The following is a 22,650-nucleotide window of genomic DNA, read 5'->3' as shown; positions in this document are numbered from 1 at the left end:
GAAGAGGAGGAGCAGCAGTGAACCGCATAATGATCAATGCTACTAATACATTAGGTCAATTGCAAAAACAGCTGGACGTCATTAGCAACAATTTAGCGAACGCGGACACGAATGGCTTTAAAAGTCGTGAAGCCACTTTTTCCGACCTGCTAGTCCAACAGTTTCAGAATCAGCTTCACCCAAACGGTGAAATGGGAAGAATGACACCGGAAGGGATTCGATTGGGAACGGGAGCCAAACTGGCCCAAACCAAAATGAATACGAAATTGGGACCTATTCAAACAACGGGACGTCCCTTGGACTTGGCATTGACAAATGAAAATCAATACTTTAAAGTTTTGGTTCAGGAAAATGGACGGGAAGAGATTCGTTTTACGCGAAATGGTGCTTTTTATCTTTCCCCTGTGAACGGCAATCAAGTCATGCTTGTCACAGCCGAAGGATATCCTGTGTTAGATGAACAAAATCGACCTGTTCAATTGAACCGGCAAGCGGGTCAAAACATAACAGTGGATAAAACGGGAAGGCTTTCGGTCGGAGGAGGACAAGCATTGAATTTGGGAATCGTGTCCGTTGAGAGGCCTCAATATTTAGAACAAAAAGGAAATAACTTGCTTGGTCTGCCTGCTGACAGCACAGTAGCCATTGGGGAAGTCGCACGCGATTTAACGGGGGCTCTTCGCAGTGAAATCAGCGTTCAACAAGGAGCGCTTGAGAAGTCCAATGTCGATATTTCCAAAGAAATGACGGATATGATCAACGTCCAGCGTTCTTATCAATTTCAATCCCGGTCGGTTACTCTTGGCGATCAAATGATGGGGCTTGTGAATAGTCTTCGCTAAAGGTGATCTTATGACAGAACAGCAGAGAAAAGTTAGAAAGAAAAAGAAATTAACGCCCCTGGGACGATTTATAGTGAATCTTTTCTTAGTTGCATTCACAGCGTTTGTTGGGGCGGTCATCGGCTATAGCGTCATTGGACATGGGAAGCCGATGGATGTTTTAAAGCCATCGATGTGGATGAATTTATTTTCGACGATAAAGGACTTGTTATTGTCTAAGGAGGCATAAGGTGCATGTTGGATTTGCAACAGATCAAAGACATTATCCCGCACCGCTATCCGTTTTTGCTGATTGATCGGATCGAAGAATTGGAAGACGGCAAAAGAGCGGTGGGAATTAAAAACGTAACGGGCAATGAAGAATTTTTTAACGGCCATTTTCCCGATTACCCTGTCATGCCGGGAGTACTTATTGTAGAGGCGCTGGCTCAAGTAGGAGCAGTGGCGGTTTTGAATAAGGAAGAAAACCGGGGAAAGCTCGCTTTTTTTGCCGGAATCGACAAATGCCGTTTTAAAAAGCAAGTAAAACCTGGAGATCAGCTTCGCCTTGAAGTGGAACTTGTGCGGGTTAGAGGAAGCATCGGCAAAGGCCAAGCGACGGCTACAGTGAACGGGGAAATCGTTTGTGAAGCGGAAATTACGTTTGCACTAGGGGATCGTTCGCAATCGAAATAAAGCCATCCCGATCATGCTTAGCCGCTTGGATCAAGTTTTGGCTGAAATGGTTTAACAGGCTTCGTTTTTGGGAGTCTTTCATATAGTCGACTGAATGGGTCGCCATATGAAAGATTTTCAAATAACGGAGTCTTTTTTTATGAAATTTTTTCGGGCGAAAGGAAAAAATAAGCGGAAGCATTGTAAAAAAGATGGTTTTCGCGCTTGGTTTACACATTTTCTGATGCCGACAGGTCGGCTTTTGCAATCTTTTTTTCAAATCGGAATAGATTTCATGAAACTGGCGCATGATAACAACCGACCAGTAATATCCGGTCTACCAATGGATGGAATAATGAAAGGAGAAGGATAGAAATGAGTAAGTTTTTGCAATTAATGGGAGGCTCGCTGTTAGCTATTTTGCTTTTAGCCGGCTGTAACACCAATCAAAATCCTCCGCCGCCTGCCAACGACAACGACAACGGTGTAATAGACGATAACCGCCGCGATCTTAATGACAACAATCGCCGCAATAACAATAATGACCGTAATGATTTAAACAGAAATAACAACAATGATGGGCCTGATCTCAACCCTAATGACAATAACAACAACGGTATTTTAAACAACAATAACCGAAGAACCAATGATAAGAACACCAATAATGATTGGGATATGACGAAAGACAGAAATACTCCGGGAGAAGAGCCAATCGAAGATAAACGTGATGTAAGAGATAAAGACAATAAAGATGAATGATGGCGAAAAAGGGAACATCAACGGTTGAATTCTTTCGTTGAGCCCCTCTTTTACAGGAGGTGCTTGGTGCATCCGACGAAAAGATGGAGGAGTGCCGGCTGCTGAAAAGAGGCGCTAGGAATGAATCGGAAGCCTCCATTCCAATGGAGGTTGCCAACCGCAAGGATTCACAAACTCACCGTTCTAAACGGTGGGTTTGTTGCATTTTAATGAAAAAAAGAAAAACTTTGTCAACAACTTCCTAATTATGATAAAGTAGATACGATATATGTATTATGTAGGAGGTACTTATTCCATGTTGCAAAGTTTACCGCACGGCGTAAAAATAAGTATCACTCGCTCAATTGCGACTGCGTTTGAACAATATATGGCTAAGATTCAATGGGAGGATCATCGTTTTTCTTTTGAAGAGTTTATGCAAGAATGGAAAGAATATATTCAATCCAATTCGTCTTGGTATCATAAAGTGAGCAATGAAATTAAAAGCAGCCCTGAATTTCACGAAGAAATAGCGTCCAAAATGAATGAAATCATCGAAAAAATCATCTCGGAAGAACCGACTCCTGAGCAAATTGAAACGGTGGATGCCCTGCAAAAACAATTGGGAACCGACTACGATTATTCCTGTAAAATGGAGGCAAAGTTTTACATAGATTTTCTTTCGAAACAGTTGAAAGAAAACGCCGCCTATAAATAAAGCAGGAGAAAGAACCGGTTTTCAGCTGGTTCACTCCCGCTTTTGACAGTCAAGAAAAATCAAAAGTCAAAAAACGGAAAAAGCGAGCCGAAAAGCCATAAAAACGAAAACCCGATCATTTGAAGTCGTGACCGGGTTTTTTTATGTGCGCCCGGCATGTACATGAACTATAGGGTGTAAGTCCCGAACCCCGAAGACAGAAGTAGAGGTTAGCCAAGAGCAAGGGTGTCCGTGGTGACGCGGAATCTGAAGGAAGCTGGAGGCAAAACACCGGTCCGAGGAACACGAACCTCATATAAGGCTAGGTATGATTGAGTGAGTTTGCATAACAAAACAAAGCTCTTTCTGTCGAAGGTCATATCGAGTAAATGAGGCGGATAGATGGTGTGAAAGTGCATGTACTTACCCGGGGAGGTCTGGCGGATATGTGAAGTACTCTTCATAACCTACTTAGTGATAAGTAGCTGAACCGTCAGAAGTCAGCAGAGGTCATAGTATTAGTTGGTCTAGAACAACTAAGAAGGACCGAACAATTAAGAGAGAATAGCCCTTGGTATTCAGTGAGTCATGATGAACACAGAAAACGTAGTACCTCACTTGAGGGAGGAAGCGGTGAATCCCGTGGGAGACCTCTTGGAGGGTGGAGTGACCACTGGCATAAAGAGAACAGCTATTCACGGAAGTTATAAAGACTTGCGTCAATTATCTTAATTGAACCGCCGTATACGGAACCGTACGTACGGTGGTGTGAGAGGACGGGAGTTAATCGCTCCCTCCTACTCGATTTACGGATTGAAATATTTCAGACGGACAGCGATGGGGGGATATTAACGAATCTTGGCAACGGGATGGCCGGGTCTTTTTTTTAAGTTGACGGAAAATTCTCGAACAAGCTGTTCACCGCTCAATCCCATTTGGACCAAATCCGTAAGAAGACGTTCGGCAAATTCGTTTTGTCTGTTGGTTAAACGTCCTTGCAATAAGACGCTTACGTTGGATTCCATTTTTTTGATGCAATGGATATGTCCGAAAAAATAAGCCGGGCTGTTTTCAGGGCGGGATATGATGACTTGAATTTCCAAGTCTTTATCTCTTTGTTGAACGTCACGGAAATAATCGTAATAGGATAGATCCGTAAAAAGCTCAATCAGCCACGTCCGCTTTTCATCTTCTTTATTAATAATTAATCCATCAATGAAATCAATGTCTTTAGCGTCTTGATCCTCGATAAATTGAAGACTGACTAATTTAAAGGTTTTCATTTAGAAGACGGCCTCCATTGATTCGCTTTTCTTCCATTATAACATAGCCGAATTGACAGCACCTAGAAAGCGTGGGGAGATAAAAATGGAAAGAAAAGCAAAAAAGGTTGATTGCCTCCGAAGTTGTCGAAAATATTCGCTTTTTTCCTTGACAATAACAGCGAAAACAAAAGATCGTGTCGAAAAAGCGGAAAGTAGCGATTTTACGAATGCGTCTTTTCCCGATAAGATGAAAATGCCTCCCGAAAAAAGAAGAAGGAGTTGATAAATCATTGATCAATCAAGTGACGTTAGTCGGGAGACTGACAAAAGATCCGGAGCTGCGTTACACGACGGAAGGGAAAATGTTTCTTCCCGTCATATTGGCGGTTCAGCGTCCTTATCGCGGCCAAGAAGGAGGGGGAAAAGCAGATTTTGTTCTGTGTACATTTTGGAACAAGATTGCGGAAAATACGGCCAAATATTGTAGCAAAGGATCTTTGATCGGGGTGCTGGGCAGTATTCAGACAAGAAATTATGAAAATAAAGAAGGAAAGAAGGTGCATATCACGGAAGTCGTGGCCAAATCGGTGCAGTTTTTAAGTTCAAAGCCCCAAGAAGAAACGTTTCCATTAATGGAGCTTGAATGAAAAGAGGTGAATGTTTTCTGGATCCAAACGTTTATGCCAAAATGGAAAAAATGGAACGGTTGATGGAAAAAGTGGTTTACTTGCTTGGAAATTGTCATTCCTCCATACACCTTCTCGAACAGCGCATCCGCCGGCTGGAATCCAGTCAATCGCTTTCCGATCCAATCGTTTTTCTGTCTCGTAAGAATGAAAGCAAAATGGAAAGAAGTTTAAAAAAATAAACTACTTTCCGTTCTTCCTTTTTTAAAAACGGGTTTCATGCCCGCATTGCCCTCTTATTATCCTCAAAATGGCCTTTCTGACTTTCCTCTAGAGATAAAAGATATTGAAACCTTCCATACTTTCCCTCAAATAAAAAGGGCCGGCGGGAATACCGGCTCTGATTTTGTTTGGTTCAAATAAAATACAAGACATAGTGAAAAAAGGGTTTATCCTTGCGGTTCCAATTTGAGCAGTTGTTCCAGCTCTTGGTTGGAGAGCTCCGTGATCCATTGGTCGCTTTGGATGATTTTCTCGTTCAGTTCTTGTTTTTCTTCAATCATTTTATCAATTTTTTCTTCCAACGTACCAGTGGCAATCAATTTATGAACATGGACAAAGCGGTGTTGGCCAATGCGATACGCACGATCGGTTGCCTGGTTTTCAACAGCCGGGTTCCACCAACGGTCATAGTGGATGACGTGGTTGGCGGCCGTTAAATTCAATCCGGTTCCGCCGGCTTTCAAGGATAAGATAAATACCGGAAATTCTCCGTCCTGAAACTGGCTGACAAGGCGATCACGCTGCAGCTTCGGCATGCTCCCGTTCAGAAACGGTGCTTTGATTTGAAATCGGCTCTCGATTTCCTGCTGAATCATCTCTCCCATCGTGATATATTGGGTGAAAATCAAACAAGCTTCCTTTTGTTCCAAAATTTCTTGAACCAACTCCAGCAGTTTGGCCAACTTGTGCGAACGTTCAGCAGCGCGACTCGGACGGGTTTCTTTTAAATATAAGGCCGGATGGTCGCAAAGTTGTTTCAGCTTATTTAACATTTGCAAGACAACCCCTCGGCGTTCAAAAGCGGACAATTGTTCAATCCGGTTTAACGTTTCTTGCACGTATTCTTCATATAAAGCGGCTTGTTCCGCTGTCAAAGGACAATATTGCTTTTGTTCCAGCTTATCCGGCAAATTCAATTCCACTTCCGGGTCTTTCTTGGTCCGACGCAGCAAAAACGGGCGAATTCTTGCCTGCAGGAGGCGGATTTTTTTCTCTGAACGCTCTTTTTCAATCGGGATGATATAATTCTTTTGAAATTTTTGGTAGCTTCCTAAGTAGCCATGGTTCGTAAAATCAAAAATCGACCATAGTTCCGATAAGCGGTTTTCCATCGGTGTACCGGTTAAGGCGATATGATGATTTCCCGTTAATTTTCGGATGGCCCGAGACTGCTTTGTATGGGCGTTTTTAATGTTTTGGGCTTCATCGAGCGCGATGGTGCTCCAATGAACGGCTGAAAGGGTCTCAAAGTCCAAATGGGACAGACCGTAAGAAGTGAGTACGACATCTTTATTTTGAATACATTCGGCAAAGTCTTCGCCTTGTAGCCGGTTCTGGCCGTAATGGAGAAGAACCCGCAAGTCGGGAGAGAAGTGCTCAAGCTCTTTTTGCCAGTTTCCAAGTACAGATGTCGGACAAATGATCAAAGCCGGCATGTCCGGCTTTTCTTTTTCTTTCACATGCAATAAATAAGCGATCAGCTGAATCGTTTTTCCAAGCCCCATATCGTCGGCAAGAATGGCGCCAAAACGAAACGACCGCAAAAACAAGAGCCAGCTCATTCCTATTTGCTGGTAGGGACGCAGAGTTCCTTTCAAGGAAGCCGGAGCCTGCTGCAAAGGAATTTGTTCGATATGCTGAAGCTTGTCGATCATTTGCTGCAATGAACGGTTTAATTGAATTTGGACCGAAGCGAGTTCGTACAAGTTTGACGGTTCTTCTTGATTTTCTTCTGAATCACCGGTGAACTCTTGGGTCAAAACGTCCTGCATTCTGATCCCTTTTTTCTTCGCTTCTTCCATTAACTGTTGGATTTTTTGAATCATTTTCGGATCAAGCGGCACCCACTGGCCGTTCACCTTGACAAGCCGGCGTTTTTCCAACACTAATTTTTGAAATTCTTCTTCTGCCAGTTCTTCTCCATTCAGAGAAATCCGCCAGTCGAAATCAAGGATCGTATTTAATCCGACAAATGTCCGCTGATAATGTGATTGAGAGCGGACTCGGGCAGAAAGGGAAAAGGACGCTTGGCGTATCGATTCCCACCATGAAGGAAGAAGAATGGCAATACCCAGGGCAATCAGTTTTTCGCTCGTTTCGGTCAGAAAAGTCCAAGCTTCTTCTTCGGTCAACGCTGTTTTCATTTTTCCGTTTTCCTGCAGTTCAGGCAATAAACGCAGCCAGCGCGTTTGTTCTGCAAGCACAGCAGGAAGATGCACTTTCCAAGTAGGAGGAATTCTGCCATTTAAGCTGTAAATTTTTTCTGGATTTTTTTTGTTTTGCAGAACCGTTTCTAATAGCCATGAATCTTGATCGTTTTCAGGTTCTGACAGACGCAAGCCTATAGAGAACGGAACAGGATCTTCCACGAAACCGGCCCATTGGCGAAAGTGGCCGTCTGCCCAATAAGATTGGAGATCGTCGGCTGACAATTTCCCGTTTTGAAGATAATCGGCGATCTCATGAAGCTTTTGAAAAACAGGAGAATGGGACAAAAAATCGTGTACGCATCTTTGAAACAGGTCGATGGTCATTTTTCTGGCTGATATTCCTTTCCATACGTCCTGCTCCCAAAAATCAGGATTGAACTCCTCCCAGACGGCGGCCGGAGGTTCCCAGTAAATGTCTGTTTCATGAAAAACGGGCGAAAATTCGCCATTCACCACCGCTTCATAAAGAACGGGCGCCACGGACAATCCATATTGAGTGAGCGGGTCAAAATGCCATTGGATAAACGAATGAAAACGGTCGTTTTTTAACAGACTAATCCATTGCCAAGCGGAAAGCATAAACCCTTTCATACCATCCGCTTCCTTTACTTCCAGTTCCGTGCCGAAAAAGCTTTCTTGATGCCAAAGGAACAGCTGTTTTCCTAAGGAATAGTCAACTGCTTTTCCGCTGTCAGAAGTAAGAAAAACAAAGAAACGATCATCTTCAAATGGCATCGTATGAACAGTCAACGTTTTTAATTTAAGCATCGATCAGTTTACCCTTTCTGCATTCTTCGTGAAAAGCGCGAAGACGTTTCGTTTTTTCTTGCAAACCGGCCCAGTATCGTTCCCAGTCTTGCTCACGTTTCAATTTTTTATAGAGGCGTCGAAGCTTCTTTAAATATTTAACCGCTCGTTGGTAGCTGGAACGATTTTTGCGCTCGATCAGCTCGGAAATGCCCCAATGGTAAAGGGGGAGAGCACATTCGGGAGAAGCTTTTTCGAGTTTCTTTAATCCCATTTGCTCAAGCTCTTCCAATTCCGCTCCCATCAATAGCTGCAATTCCGTCCATTTTTGATAATGTTCGGTGATGATATAAAATTCATGAAGCACGGAATAACTGTAGGGAAAAAGCTGAAAAAGCACATCTTCCAATAGATGCGGCCGATTTTCCGCCAGCCAAGGGGCATCAATGAATCGCAAAAAATCTTCGACAAATGTGCGTTTATGATAAGGACTTGTGAGGCTGTCTAAATAGGCGGGCAGCTTCTCTTTCACAAGTTCGAGCAAAAAGCAAGCTTTTTGATAAGGCGGTTCGGAAAAAAAGTAACCCAACCATACTAACGAAGCATCGACAATCGATTCGTCAAGACGTTGAAAAAGAGCGGAAAACTCCTCCTTTTTATTCAAAAAGAGAAGTTGATGCAATAAGGCGGTGGCCTTCCCGTATGAAATGGGACTCTCGCTTTCCAGACGATTCCATTCTTGTTTTCGCCAGTCTTCTTTTTTCAAAAGAACGGTCCAAAGACGCATGTACAGAAACATACAAGTATTTGAAAACAACCGGCCATCGCGGTCGACGAGTCTTAAGAGATCGTCTTTTAAATAAAGAAGATAGCGGTCAAAAGCAAAGGGAATGGCATGAACAGAAAGCTCTCTGGCCGCATGTTCGCATTCTTTGGCAAAAAAGTAGACAGTGGAGGAACAGGCCCGGTCAATCAAATTCCAATCTTCCCCCAATGTTCTGCATAATTCCACCACTTTTTGAAAGAGAAAGTAGCTGCAAAATAATTGGTAGAGCGGCTTCCATTCTCTTTCAAACGGACCTTGTGTCATCAATTGTCGATAGAGGCTTTGGGCTTTCATATCCAATAAGTAGGGATTCTTTTTTACCGGAGACCAATCCGTTTGTAAAAAGGCGCGATCGACCATTTTTCCCCACTCTTCAGGGCCGTCATTGGCCGCCCGTTTTTTTAGCAGATCGCTGGCATAATATACTCCCGGAATATCAAGAGGCGGTTGTTTCTTTGACGGAACGCTTGTGAGCGTGCGCCATTGTTCCATCCAATCTTGGAGATTTCCCGTTTGGCTGTATAATGCAAAAAAAACGGCCATTTGATGAGAACAGGTTTTTTGGCGGCAAGAACAAAAGCTGAGTGACGGAAAGGTTAAATCGAGGTTGACCTCCCATCGGCCGTTATCATGGACAAAAGCATGAATGATCTGGTTTTCTATATGAAAGCTATCCACGTTTTCGTGGCGGAATAGCCGCAATCCTTCCTCGATAGCGGAAGAGTTTAGATCAGCGGGGTGCTGCAATAATTCTTCGGAATAATACAATATGGCGTCTCGCCATTCCAAAGCGTTTTGTGGCATTTTTTCATCTCCCTCATAAGATGTCTGGGAAATATCTTATCCTTTAATTATAACAGGGATCGATGAGAAAAAAAACGCTCCATCCAAGGAGCGTTAACGATTCGGAAGTCCAATATAAAAATGTGTTCCGTTAAAGAGGTTGACGGCGGAAAGCGTTTCTTCTTTGCCGTCGACAAAACGGATATTTTTATTGACAGGGTAGCGGATCGTTTGCCCGCCCTTTTGCACCACTAATTCCGGATTTCCCTCTTTTTTTCGATAAATGGTTGTCTTAAATCCCCGCTTTTTATAAAACTGAATCCCATCTTGATAGGACGATTGGAGTTTCAGACCGAGTGTTTGGCAAACAGATTTCGGCAAATCTGTATTTTCGACAAGTCCAGTCGGTTTGCCGGGGCCGTAAGCGAATAAAAAGACATCTTCGCCGGTATGACCGGTGGTTGTAAAACCGATTTTTGCGCGTTTAGAAAGCAAAGCGGCCATTTCTTTTTCCGGATGTTTCGATTTTTTGACGAGATTGTATTCTTTATGGCTTAAAGAATCTAATCCATACGATTTCAGCACTTCTTTCAAGTTGGAGCGGTCTTTTCGCAATCGGGAAACGGCTCCGGTTACCGTTAAATGGGCTTTTTTAAGCGGCTCAATAAAATGTTCTTTCGGTTCACTCGCATAGGAAAGATTGGTGGAGCGGTTTCCCATCGTTAACCCGCTGTTGCCGTGGTCCGCAACCGCAATGACCAATGTTTGCTGATCTTTTTTGGCAAATTGGAGCGCCTTTTGAACGGCCTCGTCAAAACTTAGCACTTCGCTGATCATTCCTACCGGATCGTTTTTATGGGCGGCCCAATCGACTTTGCTTCCCTCCACCAGCAAAAAAAAGCCTTTGTCGTTTTTGGACAGAGTTTGAATGGCTTTTTCGGTCATTTCGGCAAGAGAAGGCTGGTTCGGATTCAGCTTTTTTCGGTCGAGCTCATAAGCGATATCTTCCCGGGCAAAACTTCCCCAAATTTTTTCTCCGCTGCTTTGAAGAAGTTCTTTTCTTGTAGTCACGTATTCATAGCCTTTTTTTTGAATGACGGAAATCAAGTTTTCGCCGTCAGGACGGGATTTGATTTTGTCATCCCGTTTTAGCCACGCTTTTCCTCCTCCCAATACAACTTCCATCCCTTGATAAACTTGTTGTTCCGCAATGTCGTCGAATTGATTGCGATGGTTCACATGCGCAGAAAAAGCAGCCGGTGTGGCATGTTGGACAGGGGAAGTCGACACGATTCCGGTCGAAAGCCCTTTTCTTTCCGCGGCTTCCAAAATATTCGGAACAGGATAAGCGGTGTAAGGCTTCCCTTCTTCAGGAAAAATCGGAATCATTCCTATATGATCCACCAACGTTTTTCTGCCGGTGGCCAGAGCGGTTCCGGCGGCGGCCGAATCGGTAATGGCAGACCGCAGCGAATAGGTTCGTACTCCTCCGGTCATCATTTCATCAAGGGCAAGTGCTGAACCTTTATACCAACGCGACAAGGCGAGGACATCGGAATTGGTGCCGTCCATGATCATAAAAATGACGTTTTTGGCTTTTGGGCGAGAATCGTAAGCCGCAGTCGGCGAACTTCCATTGGCCAATAGCAGCAAGAGCACAAAAAACGCTGATAAGTGTCGAAAAATGTTTGTCATATTCCAAATCACCTCATAATTATGCTTTGAAAAAAAAATGAAAATATGCGGATAATCGCGAAATGTTCCATTAATTAGTTGAAAAATCATAAATTAGCAGAAAAATAGTCAGTGAGAATGGTTTAGACTTGTCAACGAATATGTTAAAATGTAGAAAACTGTGGAAAGGAGGGAATATTAGTGAAAAAGGCCCATTTTCTACTGGCAATTGCCTTTTTGCTTTTCATCCCTTTATTTGGCGTGAAGCAGGCAGCGGCCGCTACATATTTTACAGATGTGGGAACGACCCACAGAGCCGCTGAAGAAATTAATTATTTAGCCGAAAAAGGGATTGTGACAGGAACAGCCGACCATCGTTTTCTGCCTGAAAAGACAGTGACTCGCGCAGAGGCTGCCGCCATGATCGGACGGGCTTTAAAACTAAATGGTACACAGCGTTCGACTTCGTTCCGCGATGTACCGGCAAGCTCATTTGCATCGGGGTATATTCAATCGGCTGTGGAAAAAGGATATTTGTCCGGTTACAGCGATGGCACGTTCCATCCTGAGAAGACGTTGAAGCGCGGCGAAATGGCGCTTATGATCAATAAAGCGTTCCATTTCTCCAGCGAAACGACGACGGGAGGAGCAGCCGAAACATTAATAAAGCTCGGCATAGCCCAAGGAAAAGGAGACGGCACGTTCGGTCTCGATGACCCTATCATCCGTGCGGATTTCGCTGTTTTTTTAGCAAGAGCGATGAATCCTGATTTTCGGGTAGATCCGTCCAATACAAATACGGCCCGATTCACCCAACCGTTCTATGTCAATGTGGCGAGCAACGATAAGTTGAATGTCCGCAAAGGACCGTCGACAAATTATGCGGTCATCGGCACGTTGACCCGCGGTACGAAAGTGTATGCGGCAAATAAAGTGAACGGCTGGTATTACATAAAATCCGGCAGCTTGATCGGATATGTCAATGGTGCTTATCTTCAATCCACACCGCCGTCCTCTACCGGACAGTACGACCGCCGTCTGAGTAGCCAAGTGATTATTATCGATCCGGGACACGGCGGAACGGATCCGGGGGCAATCGGCTATGGATTGAAAGAAAAAGATGTTGTTTTGGATACGGGATTAAGGCTGAAAAATATTTTGGCCAAAAGTCCGTTCCAAGTAAAAATGACGAGAAGCACGGATACCTTTATTAGTTTGCAAGGCCGCGTTAATTTCGCGATCAGGAATAAAGGAAATGTATTTTTGAGCATCCACGCCAATGCCGGAGGCGGAACGGGTTCGGAAACCTATTATTGGAGAGGTTCCGGAAAAAACCCGTATAAGGCTGACAGCCAATTGTTAGCGACGAAAATAGAAAACCGTCTCCACAGCGCAATGGGTATACCGGACCGTGGCGTTAACAAAAGTAACCCCAATGGAGATTTGCATGTATTAAGAGAAAATAACATGCCTGCCATGCTGGCAGAGCTAGGGTTTATCGATAACCCGTCTGATAACGCGAAGCTGGCTTCAAGCGTTTGGCGTCAAAAGGCAGCCAATGCTATTTATCTAGGCTTGCTCGATTATTACAAAGCCAAAGGATACAATGTTTCGAGCTTGTATAGCCTTGTGAATCAATAGATAGCTAGAAAGAGGAGAGCGCGATCACCGCTCCTCTTAATCTATAAATAAAATAGGGTTCAGACATTTCGTCTGAACCCTGTTTTAGTATGTAGCTATTTATTTTTTAAAAAATGATAGAGCTCTGTGTACATTGCTTGATAACGCGGGTCGGTATAGGTGGCCAAACGGTTTACCATGGAGGCGCCTTGATAGATGATCAAGCTTTGAGATCTTGCCCCGTATAGATCGGCAAAGTGCAAATATTGGCGAAACTTTTCCAATCCAATGTCTACCGTCGCGTATCCGTGATTTTCAATTTCTAAATTCACACCGCTGTTTCTCGTTTGCGCTTCAATCAAACTGTTATGTAATTTGGCTTTTGTTTCTTCTTCGCTCAAATTCGTAAAATGAGCGTTGCTTTGCAAATAAGCCCCATCAAATCCGTATGATTTCCAGTTTTCAAAGTTAGTAGAAAGCGCATGCGGCGAGTAGATAAATTTTCCTTTCTTTTGGTGAATATAATCGCTCACCATGAGAAGAAGCTGTTCATCTTCCGGATTGGTGATCGTTTCGTTCAGCCAATAAAACCCTTTTAATACGGCTTTGTTTTGATTCCTCTTTTCCCATTCTCTGTACACTTGATCAACGTACCATTTCACCAGTTTGAATCGTTCATCCAATGTATTTGGGTGCGCTTGACCGTTTAGATCGACAATCGGATCTTTCCGCTGTGGATAAGGAATGGCGATAAAAATGTTCACATGATCAACGACCGGAATCTCTTTCATGCTTTGGTCGATGATGGAAATCGTTCCGTTTTCGCCAAACAATTTATTCAAATACCACAGCCATTCGTTATAACCCGCTTCATTTCGGCTGGACTCGGTAAATTCGCCTCCCGGATATTCTCTTCCTGCCAGAATAAGAGAATCGAACATGGAATCTACATATTGTCCATTTTCTTTGTAGGCCAAATACGGCTTGAAAAATTCTTTATTTTGAAGGCTATTGTATAAAGGATTTTTCTCAATCTCGTATCCGTTGTACAGTAAAACGCCGTTTTTCACGCCTGATTTCTCCGGTGACAAAAATTCATTGGAAAAAGTTTGATATTGGTTGCTGACAGGTCGGATGACGGCATTGTCGTAAGGCTCTGCAAATAGAATGGCTTCTTGCTTGGAACGAAAGGTCGTTTTTTTCTTTCCGTCAATCAACACTTCATATTCGCGGGGATTGAACAGCGTTCGAGCGATAAAAGCGGCAAATTGAGCACGATTGACTGCACCTTTCGGCTGAAAGGAATGGTCAGTATAACCGGTCGTGATGTCATTAGCGGCCAAAGCATCAATGTAGCGATAATAAGGGCTGGTTTGAGGAACATCGGTGAATGCGCTCATTTGGTCCCCTTTTAACCGAAAGCCAATGGCGAGAGCTTTAGCCATGTCTTCTCTTGTCAGGGGTTCATCAGGTTGAAACAGACCGTCTTTCAGGCTAAATAAACCTGCTGATACCGCGGCCTCTATCTCCTGGTAGCCATAGGTGTTTTCGGTCACATCTTTGATCGCGATCGTTTGATCGGAGGATAAAGAAAAGGTGCGGACTAGCATAATGGCAGCCTGTTTTCTTGTAATAACGGCTCCTGGTTTAAATCTTCCATCGGAATATCCCGAAATGATCTGTTTTCCGCTCAACTGCTCAATCGAATGGTAGGCCCAATATGTAATAGGCACATCTGTATAAGCAGCGAAAGAATGGGACGGAAACAGGCAAGCAAGCGCCATAGCGACGGGGGCTATTTTTTTGTACACAAATAGGATTCTCCTTTCTTTTTGCGACTTTTGGAATGAGCTCTTTCTATCAGATTACCAAACTCGACTAGCAAATTTAAGGATTTTATTGAAATTTTTTAGCGAAAAGGGAATTTTTTCATATATACTTTTTTCATATGTTCTTCTTTTTCATGAACTGATAGACTAATGAACATAGGACAAAACCGATGACAGGGCAAACCGTGGCTGTTGATTTTTGGCTGAAACAAGAACATATCGGCGAATGGGGGAAAAAATATTCATTTAACAGCTGGAAACATTCCAGTATAATAAAGAAAAAGTTTAAGAGAAAGGGTAGGCTGCTGGATGAAAAACACGAAATGGCTATTTTTTTTCTTATTTTTGCTGGTCATTTTGCCTTTCAAAGCTTATGGTGCGGAATCGGATGAATATATGATTCTCTTTCGCCACCATATAGATGATGGAATTTTGAAAAAATACGATATTCATGCACAGAAAAAGTATGAGACCATTCCTACTGTTTTAGCCGAACTGGATAAGAGCCAAGTCGACAAATTGCGCAATGAACCGGAGATCGCCAAAGTTCAAGCCAATAAGACATATAAGGTTCAGAGCCAAATAGAAACGTGGGGCTATAAAAAAATTTACGAGGACAGCCAATATCGATCTCCTTTTACGGGAAAAGGGGTGAAAGTGGCTGTTATCGATACGGGTATAGCGACGAACCATCCTGATTTGAAGGTGAAAGGGGGAACATGCGTCATCCGCTCCGACTGCGGCAAAGGATATAACGACGACAACGGCCACGGAACCCATGTAGCGGGAATCATCGGTGCTTTAGACAACGGCGTCGGTATTGTTGGAGTCGCACCGGATGCGGATCTTTACGCGGTCAAAGCTTTTGACGAATTTGGAGAAGGGTCGACCAGTTCGATTACGGCAGGGGTGGATTGGGCCATTCAGCATCATATGGACATTATCAATTTAAGCGTGACGACCGTATCCGACGACCCGGTGTTAAAGAGTGCTTTGGATAAAGCGTATAACGCCGGTATTCTGATTACGGCGGCAGCCGGAAATGACGGGGATTCGGTCGGATCGAAAAATACCATTCTCTATCCCGCCAAATACAGCAGTGTCATTGCAGTCGGCAGCGTCGATAGCCGCTTGCAGCGTTTGCCTTTCTCGGCGACGGGGCCGGAGCTTGAAATTGTCGCTCCCGGACAGTATGTGTTCAGCACCTTTCCGATCAATCTGGATACAACCGACGGCAAAAAGGACGGTTATACGGCCTTGTCAGGAACATCGATGGCTACCCCATTTGTCACAGGGGTGCTGGCAGAGCTGAAACAGCAGTATAAAGACAAATCGGCAGCGGAAATCCGCAAAATACTCGATCAAAACGCCAAAGATTTGGGGACAGCCGGAAAGGATTCGCTTTACGGCTACGGATTGGTGCAAATTAAAACGTTCCAACCTACGCTGTCATCCGATATGGCCGTCAAGGCAGTAAAGGCCGACAACGGCCTCGTGGAGTTCCAGATCGATAAGCCTGATTCCATTCAAAAAGTCTACGTGAAAAGAAGAGGAGGAATGGAGGGCGACATTACAAAACAAATAACCGGCAGCATTTGGGATGATTATGTGCCGGCCGGAACTTATTATTATTTCTTTACATTGACGGACTCCCAAGGCCGCGAGTACCAGACACAAGTGAAAGTGACGATGAGCAAACCGCAGATCGAAGATGTCTCTGCCTACGACTGGTTCAGTGAAAAAATGCTTTATCTCTATCATCGCTCCATTTTAAAGGGCGATCACAGCGGCCAATATCTATGGCCGACGAAGAACATTTCAAGAGGCGAGGCAGTGGCGCTTGTCGGCCGGGCGCTTGGATTGGACGGAACGAAAAGAAATACGGCTTTTAAAGACGTTCCGAAAGATTATTATGCTTCAGGATATATTCAGAGTGCTTTAGAGCAAGGAATCATTAAAGGCTACCGCAACGGCACTTTTCATCCAACGGAACCTGTAACAAGGGCCGAAATGGCGGTTTTGATCAGCCATGCCTATCGTCTGACGGATAACGGAACCAATCATTTTCAAGATGTTACAACAGGCATGACAGGTTACAAAGAGATCAATGCTCTGGCGGATGCCGGCATTACCAGCGGCTATTCTAACCATACTTTTGCACCGTATAAACCGATTTCCAGAGCTGAGTTTTCCGTCTTTTTGGCCAAAGCGGAAAACCCGCTTTTCCGATAATCCATACTTTTCATAAATAGAAGGCTGGAAAGCCCGCCTCTTTTCGAGTGTTTTCGAAGAGGGCGGGCTTTTTGTTTGCAAAAAAAGAGAGACTTTGATGATTTTTGCTAATTTAACGGAAATCATGCTGGAAAATGGCTAAATTTGTTACATAAATGTAATATTGCAGCAAAAAAACTGTTTTATTATTCTGATAGACTATTATTTGGAAAAATAAGAATAATGAGGAGTGACCATGAAAACAGGAGGGAAACTGATCAAAATAGTCTTTTTTGCTTTTGTTTTATTGCTTGCATTTCCGTTTAAGCAAGCATTTGCCGCTTCTTTTACAGGATATCAAGTAGTAGATTATGCAAAAAATTTTTTAGGAGTACGATATGTCTACGGGGGAACGACTCCTAACGGCTTCGATTGCTCAGGATATACATCGTATGTATATAAACATTTTGGCATTTCGCTTCCACGTACATCGGGAGGCCAATTTTCGACCGGAAAAAGCGTATCTAAATCTTCTTTGCTGCCGGGAGACTTAGTGTTTTTCAAAAATACATATCAATCAGGCATTTCCCATGTCGGAATCTATGTCGGCGATAACAAGTTCATTAACGCGGCATCATCCGGCGTGGAAATAGACTCTCTCAGCAATTCTTATTGGAGCAGCAAATATGCGGGGGCCAAGCGGGTGCTGTCTCAGCCGGTAGGAACCCTTTTCAAAGATCTTGGCGATACCCATCCGGCGTTGGTTGCCATTAAAGAATTGAACAGTGAAGGGATTATCAAAGGATATTCCAATGGACTTTACCATCCAGACGATGAAGTTACACGCGGACAAGCAGCTGCTATCATCAATCGAGCGTTTCATTTAGCGGCGCCGTCATCCGCAAGTTTTAAAGATGTATCTTCTTCTAATCCGTTTGCAAAAGATATTGCCGCCATTGAAAAGGCCGGCATTATTAACGGTTACAGCGACGGTACTTTCAGACCTTATGATCCGATGACAAGAGCGCAGATGGCTGTGATTGTGACAAAAGCCTTTAAAAAGAATGTGGCATCCGTGTCATCATCCAAACCTGCTTATCAGGATGTTCCATCCAGCTATTGGGCTTTTGCCGAAATTAACACCATCCACAATATTGACAAAACAACGGTCTATCAAACAAGCAAATACCGCGCCGGCGACGAAACGACCAGAGCAGATTTTGCAGCGGCGATTTACAATGCCAAATAAAGAAATAGACAACAATCGAGGCCATAAAGAATGGTTTCGATTTCTTTTTACCTGTTTATCGGTGAGGGGTCGTCGGTCGGGAAGTTCGTCCTCTTTGATGAGAGGGAAACGTACGGACAGGATCGCTTTCGATCTTGACCTGCTTGCTGCGTGAAAGCAGATTTCGGGCGAATCTGAAATCATGGAAAAGCTTCTATATAAAGGCACCAGCTGTGATGAATTATATTTCGCACAGTTTTACATATAAAAAGATTACTAGTGTAGGAGGAAACTAGATGAAAATGCGAAGACGCATGCTGCTTATGATGATGTTTCTCCTTGTTTTTTCGGCTGCGGTCCCGCCTCAGCCGTCCAGAGCGGCGAGCGATGACATTTCGGGGATTACGCTGGAAAAGGAAATGAGAGATTTAATTGCCAGAGGGATCATTTCCGGTTATGGAAACGGCAGCTACAAGCCGGGTAAAAAGGTGACAAGAGGAGAATTTGCCAAGTTTATTTCGAGTGCGTTAAAGCTCGATATGACCAATACGTCCAATGTCTTTAAAGACGTATCTCCTAATTCGGCATTGGCGCCGGGCATTAACGCGGCTGCCAAAGTGAACATTATCAAAGGCAGAACAGACGGAACCTTTCATCCGGACGATACCATTACGCGGAAAGAAATGGCGGTCATGATTAAAAGAGCCATTCAATATTTGAATGTCCCTTTAGAAACGGGAAGCACGAAATTCACGGACATTTCCAATTTGCAGGATGAATTCAAAACAGCGATTGCCGAAATAGCTCAAGCCAATATAATCCACGGCTTTCAAATAAATGGGAAATGGGTATTTCAACCTGATAAAGAAGCCACAAGAGCGGAAGCGGCGGCTTTTATCAGCCGGATGCTTTCCTATGTAGAAAATTATAATGAATCCGGTCCGGGAGGAAATGAGCCAGCTCCTGTCAAAAATCCTTATGAAACGGCTGTCGTCTCCAATCATGAAGTCAAGCCGACCGGAAAGTCGTACAAGACTTTTGACGAAGCGAAAGACGCCATGAATGCCGGTCAATCGGACGCTGTCACTTATAACGGCCGAGTCGTGTATATGAAAAGCGGGATCGTTGTACCTGACCGGGCGACACTGAAGAGCACCATCAACTTATATTCAGATTCCAATTTAAAAACGGCCTATACTTATGTGTCAACAGCGGCTACCTATTCTTCTGAAATGAAATATATAACATCTACAGAGAACTATGTAAAAGTAGAAGTGGGCGGAAAGCAGTTATACGCCTCCCCGCAAGACGTTCTTTTGGAGCCGGATGGCGCGGCGCCGGGGCAAAACTACTATCAAGCGGAAAACGGAGAGCTGATTCATTATTTGTACGTTGACACGGCCACAGGCGGCTACTACACATCTTATACAGTCGGAAAAGCGCCTGCGTTTTTAAAGCCAGGACAGCCTTATTACAGCTGGGACGGCTATACGTTTTATGATGCCAATCATCGAAAAGTCGGAACTTCCTACCAATATTTTCAATTTTTATCAGCCAGAACTCCGACAAGCTATACCGCTGCACAGCTGGATCAAGCGATTATGACCAAATTGGCGGATCTGGAAAAACTGTATCAACAAAATCCAACCCAATACGCCAAGTATAAAGATGCAACGAAAAGAAGCAAGCTGATCGGCCTCGGCAGCCATTTGAAAAAAGTAGAATCCGAGAAACATATTAATGCGTTGTTAATTCTAGGATTGGCATTTAATGAAAGTCAGTATGGATTAAGCGACATAGCCCAACAAAAAAATAATTTATTCGGCTATGGTGCCGTCGACAGCAATCCGAATCAGGCCAATCCTTTTCCATCGCCGGCAGCCAGTGTGGATGCATTGGCGAAAAAATTCAATGACAGCTATCTTTCTTTCGGAGATTTTCGAGCAAACGGCGCGGTTCCGGGCAACAAAGGAACGGGCTTTAATGTCAAATATGCTTCCGATATGTTCTGGGGCGAAAAACTGGCCCGCCATATGTATAGCATCGATAAAATGCTCGGCGGCAAGGATTTCGGTAGATATTCAATCGGTTTGACGGATGGCTATGATCCAAATGATGGATTAAATGTCCGATCCCAACCGAAGGTTTCTAAAGACACGCTGTTATTTGAATACAATAAACTGGGAATGCCGGTGACAATTATCGGAACATCCGGCTCTTGGTATAAAATTTATTCCGATGTATTAAAATTTGCCGATCAATATAAAGACGGCGTCTATGTTTCTAGCGATTACGTCGATATTCTTCCGATCGCCGGGAAATAATGCTATATCTTGAAGCTGACCCGATTTTCGAGGGTCAGCTTTTTTGTGCGCTTTTGGCGAGTGCGGACGGAAAGCTTGAAGGTCAAGGGTTCATAAGACATTGACTTTCTGGCAGCGGAGAGAAATGAAATCTACAGGCATATTCATATTCTTTTTTAAATATGTCGACTATAATAAAGGCTAGTAATGGAAAACAAGGGGGGATTAAGGATGTCGCTTTATGAAAAAGGAACATTGCGTCATCTTGCCAAATTAAATGAATGGACGCCGGAACAGGCGCAAGCATTTGATCAATTTAACGTCTTTCCGAAAGAAGTCTCCCATCCTCTAGGAATGTGAAGGTGCCAATTGCACCAATGAGTAGGTGGGAGATGAATTTCGGTTGGCTTTAGCCAAAGTTATTTTTCCAATCCCTTTCTCAACAATTCTAAGATTGCGGCTGTTCTAGTTGGAATCCCATTTTCTTTTTGATATTGCTCCAATTTTTCTAATATCGTCTTAGGCATACGAATTTCTACACGTTCTTTCTCTTCTCTCATGATTATCACCTCATATTGATTGTACGGATTTTTTACGGTATAATCAATATATACGAAATTTTTCCGCACAAAGTGAGGTGAATTGATATGGCCAAGCAAAACAAAGCTTTCAAGTTTCGTTTGTTACCAAACAAAGAACAATCCGCATTATTAGCTAAGACATTTGGTTGTGTTCGCTTTGTCTACAATAAGATGTTAGCTGAACGCAAAGAAACGTATGAAAAGTTCAAGGATGATAAAGAATTGCTTAAAAAGCAAAAGTTTCCGACCCCTGCAAAATATAAAAGTGAATTTCCATTCCTAAAAGAAGTGGATTCTTTAGCTTTGGCAAATGCACAAATGAACTTACAGACTGCTTATAAGAATTTCTTTGAAGGAAATGCGGATTTTCCAAAGTTCAAAAATCGTAAAGCAAAACAATCCTATACAACTAATATGGTCAACGGAAATATTAAGCTAGAAAATGGTCATATCAAACTGCCAAAAATCAAAAAGCCAATAAAAATGAAACAGCATAGAGAGATACCTGCTGATTATAAAATCAAATCTTGCACTATTTCTAAAACAAAGACAGGCAAATACTACATTTCAATTTTGACAGAATATGAGAAAGATATTCGTCCAGTTAAAATACAGAAAGTTGTTGGTTTGGATTTTGCTATGGATGGTCTATATGTCGAGAGTGAACAGGGTAAGAAAGCCAATTACCCACGTTACTATCGGCAAGCCTTAGATAAATTAGCAAAAGCACAACGAATTCTTTCTCGAAGAAAGAAAGGTTCTGCAAGATGGGAAAAACAACACCTGAAAGTGGCTAAGCTACATGAAAAGACAGCGAATCAGCGCAGAAACTTTCTTCATCATAAGTCAAAAGAATTAGCAACAAACTATGACGCTGTGATTATTGAGGACTTAGACATGAAAGGCATGTCTCAAGCCCTCAACTTTGGAAAAAGCGTTCATGATAACGGCTGGGGGATGTTCACTACTTTCTTAGCGTATAAGCTAAAAGAACAGGGGAAACAACTTGTGAAAATTGATAAGTGGTTTCCCTCCACTAAGAAGTGTTCATGTTGCGGCAAGGAAAAAGAAATGCCATTATCTGAACGTGTATATAAATGTTCTTGCGGCTTTGTATTAGATTGCGATCACAATTCAGCAATCAATATCAAAAATGAGGGATTACGCTTATTAGCATAAAGAATAATAACTTTCGGAACGAGAGGGTTAGCTCGGTCAATTTTCTGTCATTAGACGGGATTACCCGAGAAGCCCCCACTTCAATCAAACCGTAAGGTTGATAAGTGGAGGGTAGTTCACAAGCGGGCAAACTGTCTGCCAAATTGAAAGAATTGATTGCTGTAGCGGTTGCTCATATTACGGAATGTCCTTATTGCATCGATGTGCATTCCAAAAATGCTGAAAAAGCAGGCGCAACGAAAGAACAGCTTTCCGAAGCCATCCTTGTTGCGGCTGCTGTAGCGGCCGGCGGCGCTTATACTCATATCGCCAATATGATCGAAAGCTATGGTGCTGAAGAATAAAATCTTAAAAG

The 22,650-nt window shown here is 43.3% G+C and carries 19 protein-coding genes and 1 pseudogene; 14 read left to right on the top strand and 6 right to left on the bottom strand.

Features of this window, described 5'->3' with window-relative positions:
• Nucleotides 1-17 precede the first annotated feature (17 nt).
• The 5 genes from NST81_RS16425 to NST81_RS16405 all read left to right on the top strand — a co-directional run bounded on the left by NST81_RS16425 (nucleotide 18) and on the right by NST81_RS16405 (nucleotide 2,952).
• Nucleotides 18-842 carry a flagellar hook-basal body protein gene (locus tag NST81_RS16425; protein WP_341030340.1) on the top strand — a complete coding sequence of 275 codons (825 nt, stop codon included), beginning with the start codon at nucleotides 18-20 and terminating at the stop codon, nucleotides 840-842.
• Nucleotides 843-915: 73 nt separating this feature from the next.
• The gene (locus NST81_RS16420; RefSeq protein ID WP_270583845.1) at nucleotides 916-1,071 is read left to right on the top strand and encodes a DNA-directed RNA polymerase subunit beta; all 156 of its coding nucleotides are present in this window, start codon (nucleotides 916-918) and stop codon (nucleotides 1,069-1,071) included.
• A 5-nt stretch (nucleotides 1,072-1,076) separates the two neighbouring features.
• Entirely contained in the window at nucleotides 1,077-1,517 is a 441-nt protein-coding gene (fabZ, locus tag NST81_RS16415; protein WP_003353316.1) for a 3-hydroxyacyl-ACP dehydratase FabZ, read from the top strand.
• Nucleotides 1,518-1,871: 354 nt separating this feature from the next.
• The gene (locus NST81_RS16410; protein WP_048624222.1) at nucleotides 1,872-2,255 is read left to right on the top strand and encodes a hypothetical protein; all 384 of its coding nucleotides are present in this window, start codon (nucleotides 1,872-1,874) and stop codon (nucleotides 2,253-2,255) included.
• Nucleotides 2,256-2,550: 295 nt separating this feature from the next.
• On the top strand, nucleotides 2,551-2,952 hold the full coding sequence (locus NST81_RS16405; protein ID WP_048624221.1) for a hypothetical protein: 402 nt from the start codon (nucleotides 2,551-2,553) through the stop codon (nucleotides 2,950-2,952).
• 827 nt (nucleotides 2,953-3,779) lie between these two features.
• On the opposite strand, the gene NST81_RS16400 is transcribed toward NST81_RS16405, so the two are convergent.
• The gene (locus tag NST81_RS16400) at nucleotides 3,780-4,214 is read right to left on the bottom strand and encodes a YwpF family protein (RefSeq protein ID WP_048624220.1); all 435 of its coding nucleotides are present in this window, start codon (nucleotides 4,212-4,214) and stop codon (nucleotides 3,780-3,782) included.
• A gap of 272 nt (nucleotides 4,215-4,486) precedes the next feature.
• Here NST81_RS16400 and NST81_RS16395 point away from each other — a divergent pair, with 272 nt between their 5' ends.
• Both NST81_RS16395 and NST81_RS16390 read left to right on the top strand, forming a co-directional pair.
• Nucleotides 4,487-4,843 carry a single-stranded DNA-binding protein gene (locus NST81_RS16395; protein WP_048624218.1) on the top strand — a complete coding sequence of 119 codons (357 nt, stop codon included), beginning with the start codon at nucleotides 4,487-4,489 and terminating at the stop codon, nucleotides 4,841-4,843.
• Complete coding sequence (locus NST81_RS16390) at nucleotides 4,840-5,064, top strand: hypothetical protein (protein WP_048624217.1); 225 nt, start codon at nucleotides 4,840-4,842, stop codon at nucleotides 5,062-5,064. The genes NST81_RS16395 and NST81_RS16390 overlap by 4 nt, the downstream gene beginning before the upstream one ends.
• 207 nt (nucleotides 5,065-5,271) lie before the next feature.
• Here the strand turns inward: NST81_RS16390 and NST81_RS16385 are convergent, their stop codons facing one another.
• The 3 genes from NST81_RS16385 to NST81_RS16375 form a co-directional block, all read right to left on the bottom strand.
• Nucleotides 5,272-8,082, bottom strand: coding sequence for a DEAD/DEAH box helicase (locus NST81_RS16385; protein ID WP_341030339.1), 2,811 nt, complete (start codon nucleotides 8,080-8,082; stop codon nucleotides 5,272-5,274).
• Complete coding sequence (locus NST81_RS16380; RefSeq protein ID WP_341030337.1) at nucleotides 8,075-9,691, bottom strand: hypothetical protein; 1,617 nt, start codon at nucleotides 9,689-9,691, stop codon at nucleotides 8,075-8,077. Before NST81_RS16380 ends, NST81_RS16385 begins: the two co-directional genes overlap by 8 nt.
• A 93-nt stretch (nucleotides 9,692-9,784) precedes the next feature.
• A complete protein-coding gene (locus tag NST81_RS16375; RefSeq protein ID WP_341030335.1) occupies nucleotides 9,785-11,365 on the bottom strand; it encodes an alkaline phosphatase in 1,581 nt (526 codons plus the stop codon).
• Nucleotides 11,366-11,545: 180 nt separating this feature from the next.
• On the opposite strand from NST81_RS16375, the gene NST81_RS16370 reads away from it, so the two are divergent.
• Nucleotides 11,546-12,985 (top strand): N-acetylmuramoyl-L-alanine amidase, encoded by a 1,440-nt coding sequence (locus NST81_RS16370; protein ID WP_341030333.1) that lies wholly within the window; start codon nucleotides 11,546-11,548, stop codon nucleotides 12,983-12,985.
• Nucleotides 12,986-13,080: 95 nt separating this feature from the next.
• Here NST81_RS16370 and NST81_RS16365 read toward each other — a convergent pair whose 3' ends face one another.
• The gene (locus NST81_RS16365; protein WP_341030332.1) at nucleotides 13,081-14,775 is read right to left on the bottom strand and encodes a DUF4855 domain-containing protein; all 1,695 of its coding nucleotides are present in this window, start codon (nucleotides 14,773-14,775) and stop codon (nucleotides 13,081-13,083) included.
• A gap of 327 nt (nucleotides 14,776-15,102) precedes the next feature.
• Here NST81_RS16365 and NST81_RS16360 point away from each other — a divergent pair, with 327 nt between their 5' ends.
• The 4 genes from NST81_RS16360 to NST81_RS16345 all read left to right on the top strand — a co-directional run bounded on the left by NST81_RS16360 (nucleotide 15,103) and on the right by NST81_RS16345 (nucleotide 20,895).
• Nucleotides 15,103-17,025: a S8 family peptidase gene (locus NST81_RS16360; RefSeq protein WP_048624212.1), complete on the top strand. Its 1,923-nt coding sequence runs from the start codon at nucleotides 15,103-15,105 to the stop codon at nucleotides 17,023-17,025.
• Between the two features lie 235 nt (nucleotides 17,026-17,260).
• Nucleotides 17,261-18,253 carry a C40 family peptidase gene (locus tag NST81_RS16355; RefSeq protein WP_048624211.1) on the top strand — a complete coding sequence of 331 codons (993 nt, stop codon included), beginning with the start codon at nucleotides 17,261-17,263 and terminating at the stop codon, nucleotides 18,251-18,253.
• Nucleotides 18,254-18,528: 275 nt separating this feature from the next.
• A complete protein-coding gene (locus NST81_RS16350) occupies nucleotides 18,529-20,556 on the top strand; it encodes an S-layer homology domain-containing protein (protein ID WP_341030330.1) in 2,028 nt (675 codons plus the stop codon).
• 210 nt (nucleotides 20,557-20,766) lie between these two features.
• On the top strand, nucleotides 20,767-20,895 hold the full coding sequence (locus tag NST81_RS16345; protein WP_255287973.1) for a hypothetical protein: 129 nt from the start codon (nucleotides 20,767-20,769) through the stop codon (nucleotides 20,893-20,895).
• A 59-nt stretch (nucleotides 20,896-20,954) separates the two neighbouring features.
• Here NST81_RS16345 and NST81_RS16340 read toward each other — a convergent pair whose 3' ends face one another.
• Nucleotides 20,955-21,095 (bottom strand): ribbon-helix-helix protein, CopG family, encoded by a 141-nt coding sequence (locus NST81_RS16340; protein ID WP_003352379.1) that lies wholly within the window; start codon nucleotides 21,093-21,095, stop codon nucleotides 20,955-20,957.
• A gap of 87 nt (nucleotides 21,096-21,182) precedes the next feature.
• On the opposite strand from NST81_RS16340, the gene NST81_RS16335 reads away from it, so the two are divergent.
• Together NST81_RS16335 and NST81_RS16330 are read left to right on the top strand one after the other, a co-directional pair.
• A complete protein-coding gene (locus NST81_RS16335; RefSeq protein WP_341030168.1) occupies nucleotides 21,183-22,295 on the top strand; it encodes an RNA-guided endonuclease InsQ/TnpB family protein in 1,113 nt (370 codons plus the stop codon).
• 119 nt (nucleotides 22,296-22,414) lie between these two features.
• Nucleotides 22,415-22,639 (top strand): annotated as a pseudogene (locus tag NST81_RS16330) (carboxymuconolactone decarboxylase family protein); the annotation flags it as partial.
• Between the last annotated feature and the right edge of the window lie 11 nt (nucleotides 22,640-22,650).

It is taken from the genome of Bacillus sp. FSL W8-0223 (assembly GCF_038006805.1).
Taxonomy (GTDB): Bacteria; Bacillota; Bacilli; order Bacillales; family DSM-4216; genus Bacillus_O; species Bacillus_O smithii.
The sequence above is the reverse complement of the archived record's forward strand: the minus strand, read 5'-3'. Positions and strand labels throughout refer to the sequence as shown.

Excerpts from the sequence above, each read along its gene's own strand:
- fabZ (WP_003353316.1), top strand. The coding sequence starts at position 1,077 with ATGTTGGATTTGCAACAGATCAAAGACATTATCCCGCACCGCTATCCG.
- NST81_RS16410 (WP_048624222.1), top strand. The coding sequence starts at position 1,872 with ATGAGTAAGTTTTTGCAATTAATGGGAGGCTCGCTGTTAGCTATTTTG.
- NST81_RS16405 (WP_048624221.1), top strand. The coding sequence starts at position 2,551 with ATGTTGCAAAGTTTACCGCACGGCGTAAAAATAAGTATCACTCGCTCA.
- NST81_RS16400 (WP_048624220.1), bottom strand. The coding sequence starts at position 4,214 with ATGAAAACCTTTAAATTAGTCAGTCTTCAATTTATCGAGGATCAAGAC.
- NST81_RS16390 (WP_048624217.1), top strand. The coding sequence starts at position 4,840 with ATGAAAAGAGGTGAATGTTTTCTGGATCCAAACGTTTATGCCAAAATG.
- NST81_RS16385 (WP_341030339.1), bottom strand. The coding sequence starts at position 8,082 with ATGCTTAAATTAAAAACGTTGACTGTTCATACGATGCCATTTGAAGAT.
- NST81_RS16380 (WP_341030337.1), bottom strand. The coding sequence starts at position 9,691 with ATGCCACAAAACGCTTTGGAATGGCGAGACGCCATATTGTATTATTCC.
- NST81_RS16375 (WP_341030335.1), bottom strand. The coding sequence starts at position 11,365 with ATGACAAACATTTTTCGACACTTATCAGCGTTTTTTGTGCTCTTGCTG.
- NST81_RS16360 (WP_048624212.1), top strand. The coding sequence starts at position 15,103 with ATGAAAAACACGAAATGGCTATTTTTTTTCTTATTTTTGCTGGTCATT.
- NST81_RS16355 (WP_048624211.1), top strand. The coding sequence starts at position 17,261 with ATGAAAACAGGAGGGAAACTGATCAAAATAGTCTTTTTTGCTTTTGTT.
- NST81_RS16350 (WP_341030330.1), top strand. The coding sequence starts at position 18,529 with ATGAAAATGCGAAGACGCATGCTGCTTATGATGATGTTTCTCCTTGTT.
- NST81_RS16345 (WP_255287973.1), top strand. The coding sequence starts at position 20,767 with ATGTCGCTTTATGAAAAAGGAACATTGCGTCATCTTGCCAAATTAAAT.
- NST81_RS16340 (WP_003352379.1), bottom strand. The coding sequence starts at position 21,095 with ATGAGAGAAGAGAAAGAACGTGTAGAAATTCGTATGCCTAAGACGATA.
- NST81_RS16335 (WP_341030168.1), top strand. The coding sequence starts at position 21,183 with ATGGCCAAGCAAAACAAAGCTTTCAAGTTTCGTTTGTTACCAAACAAA.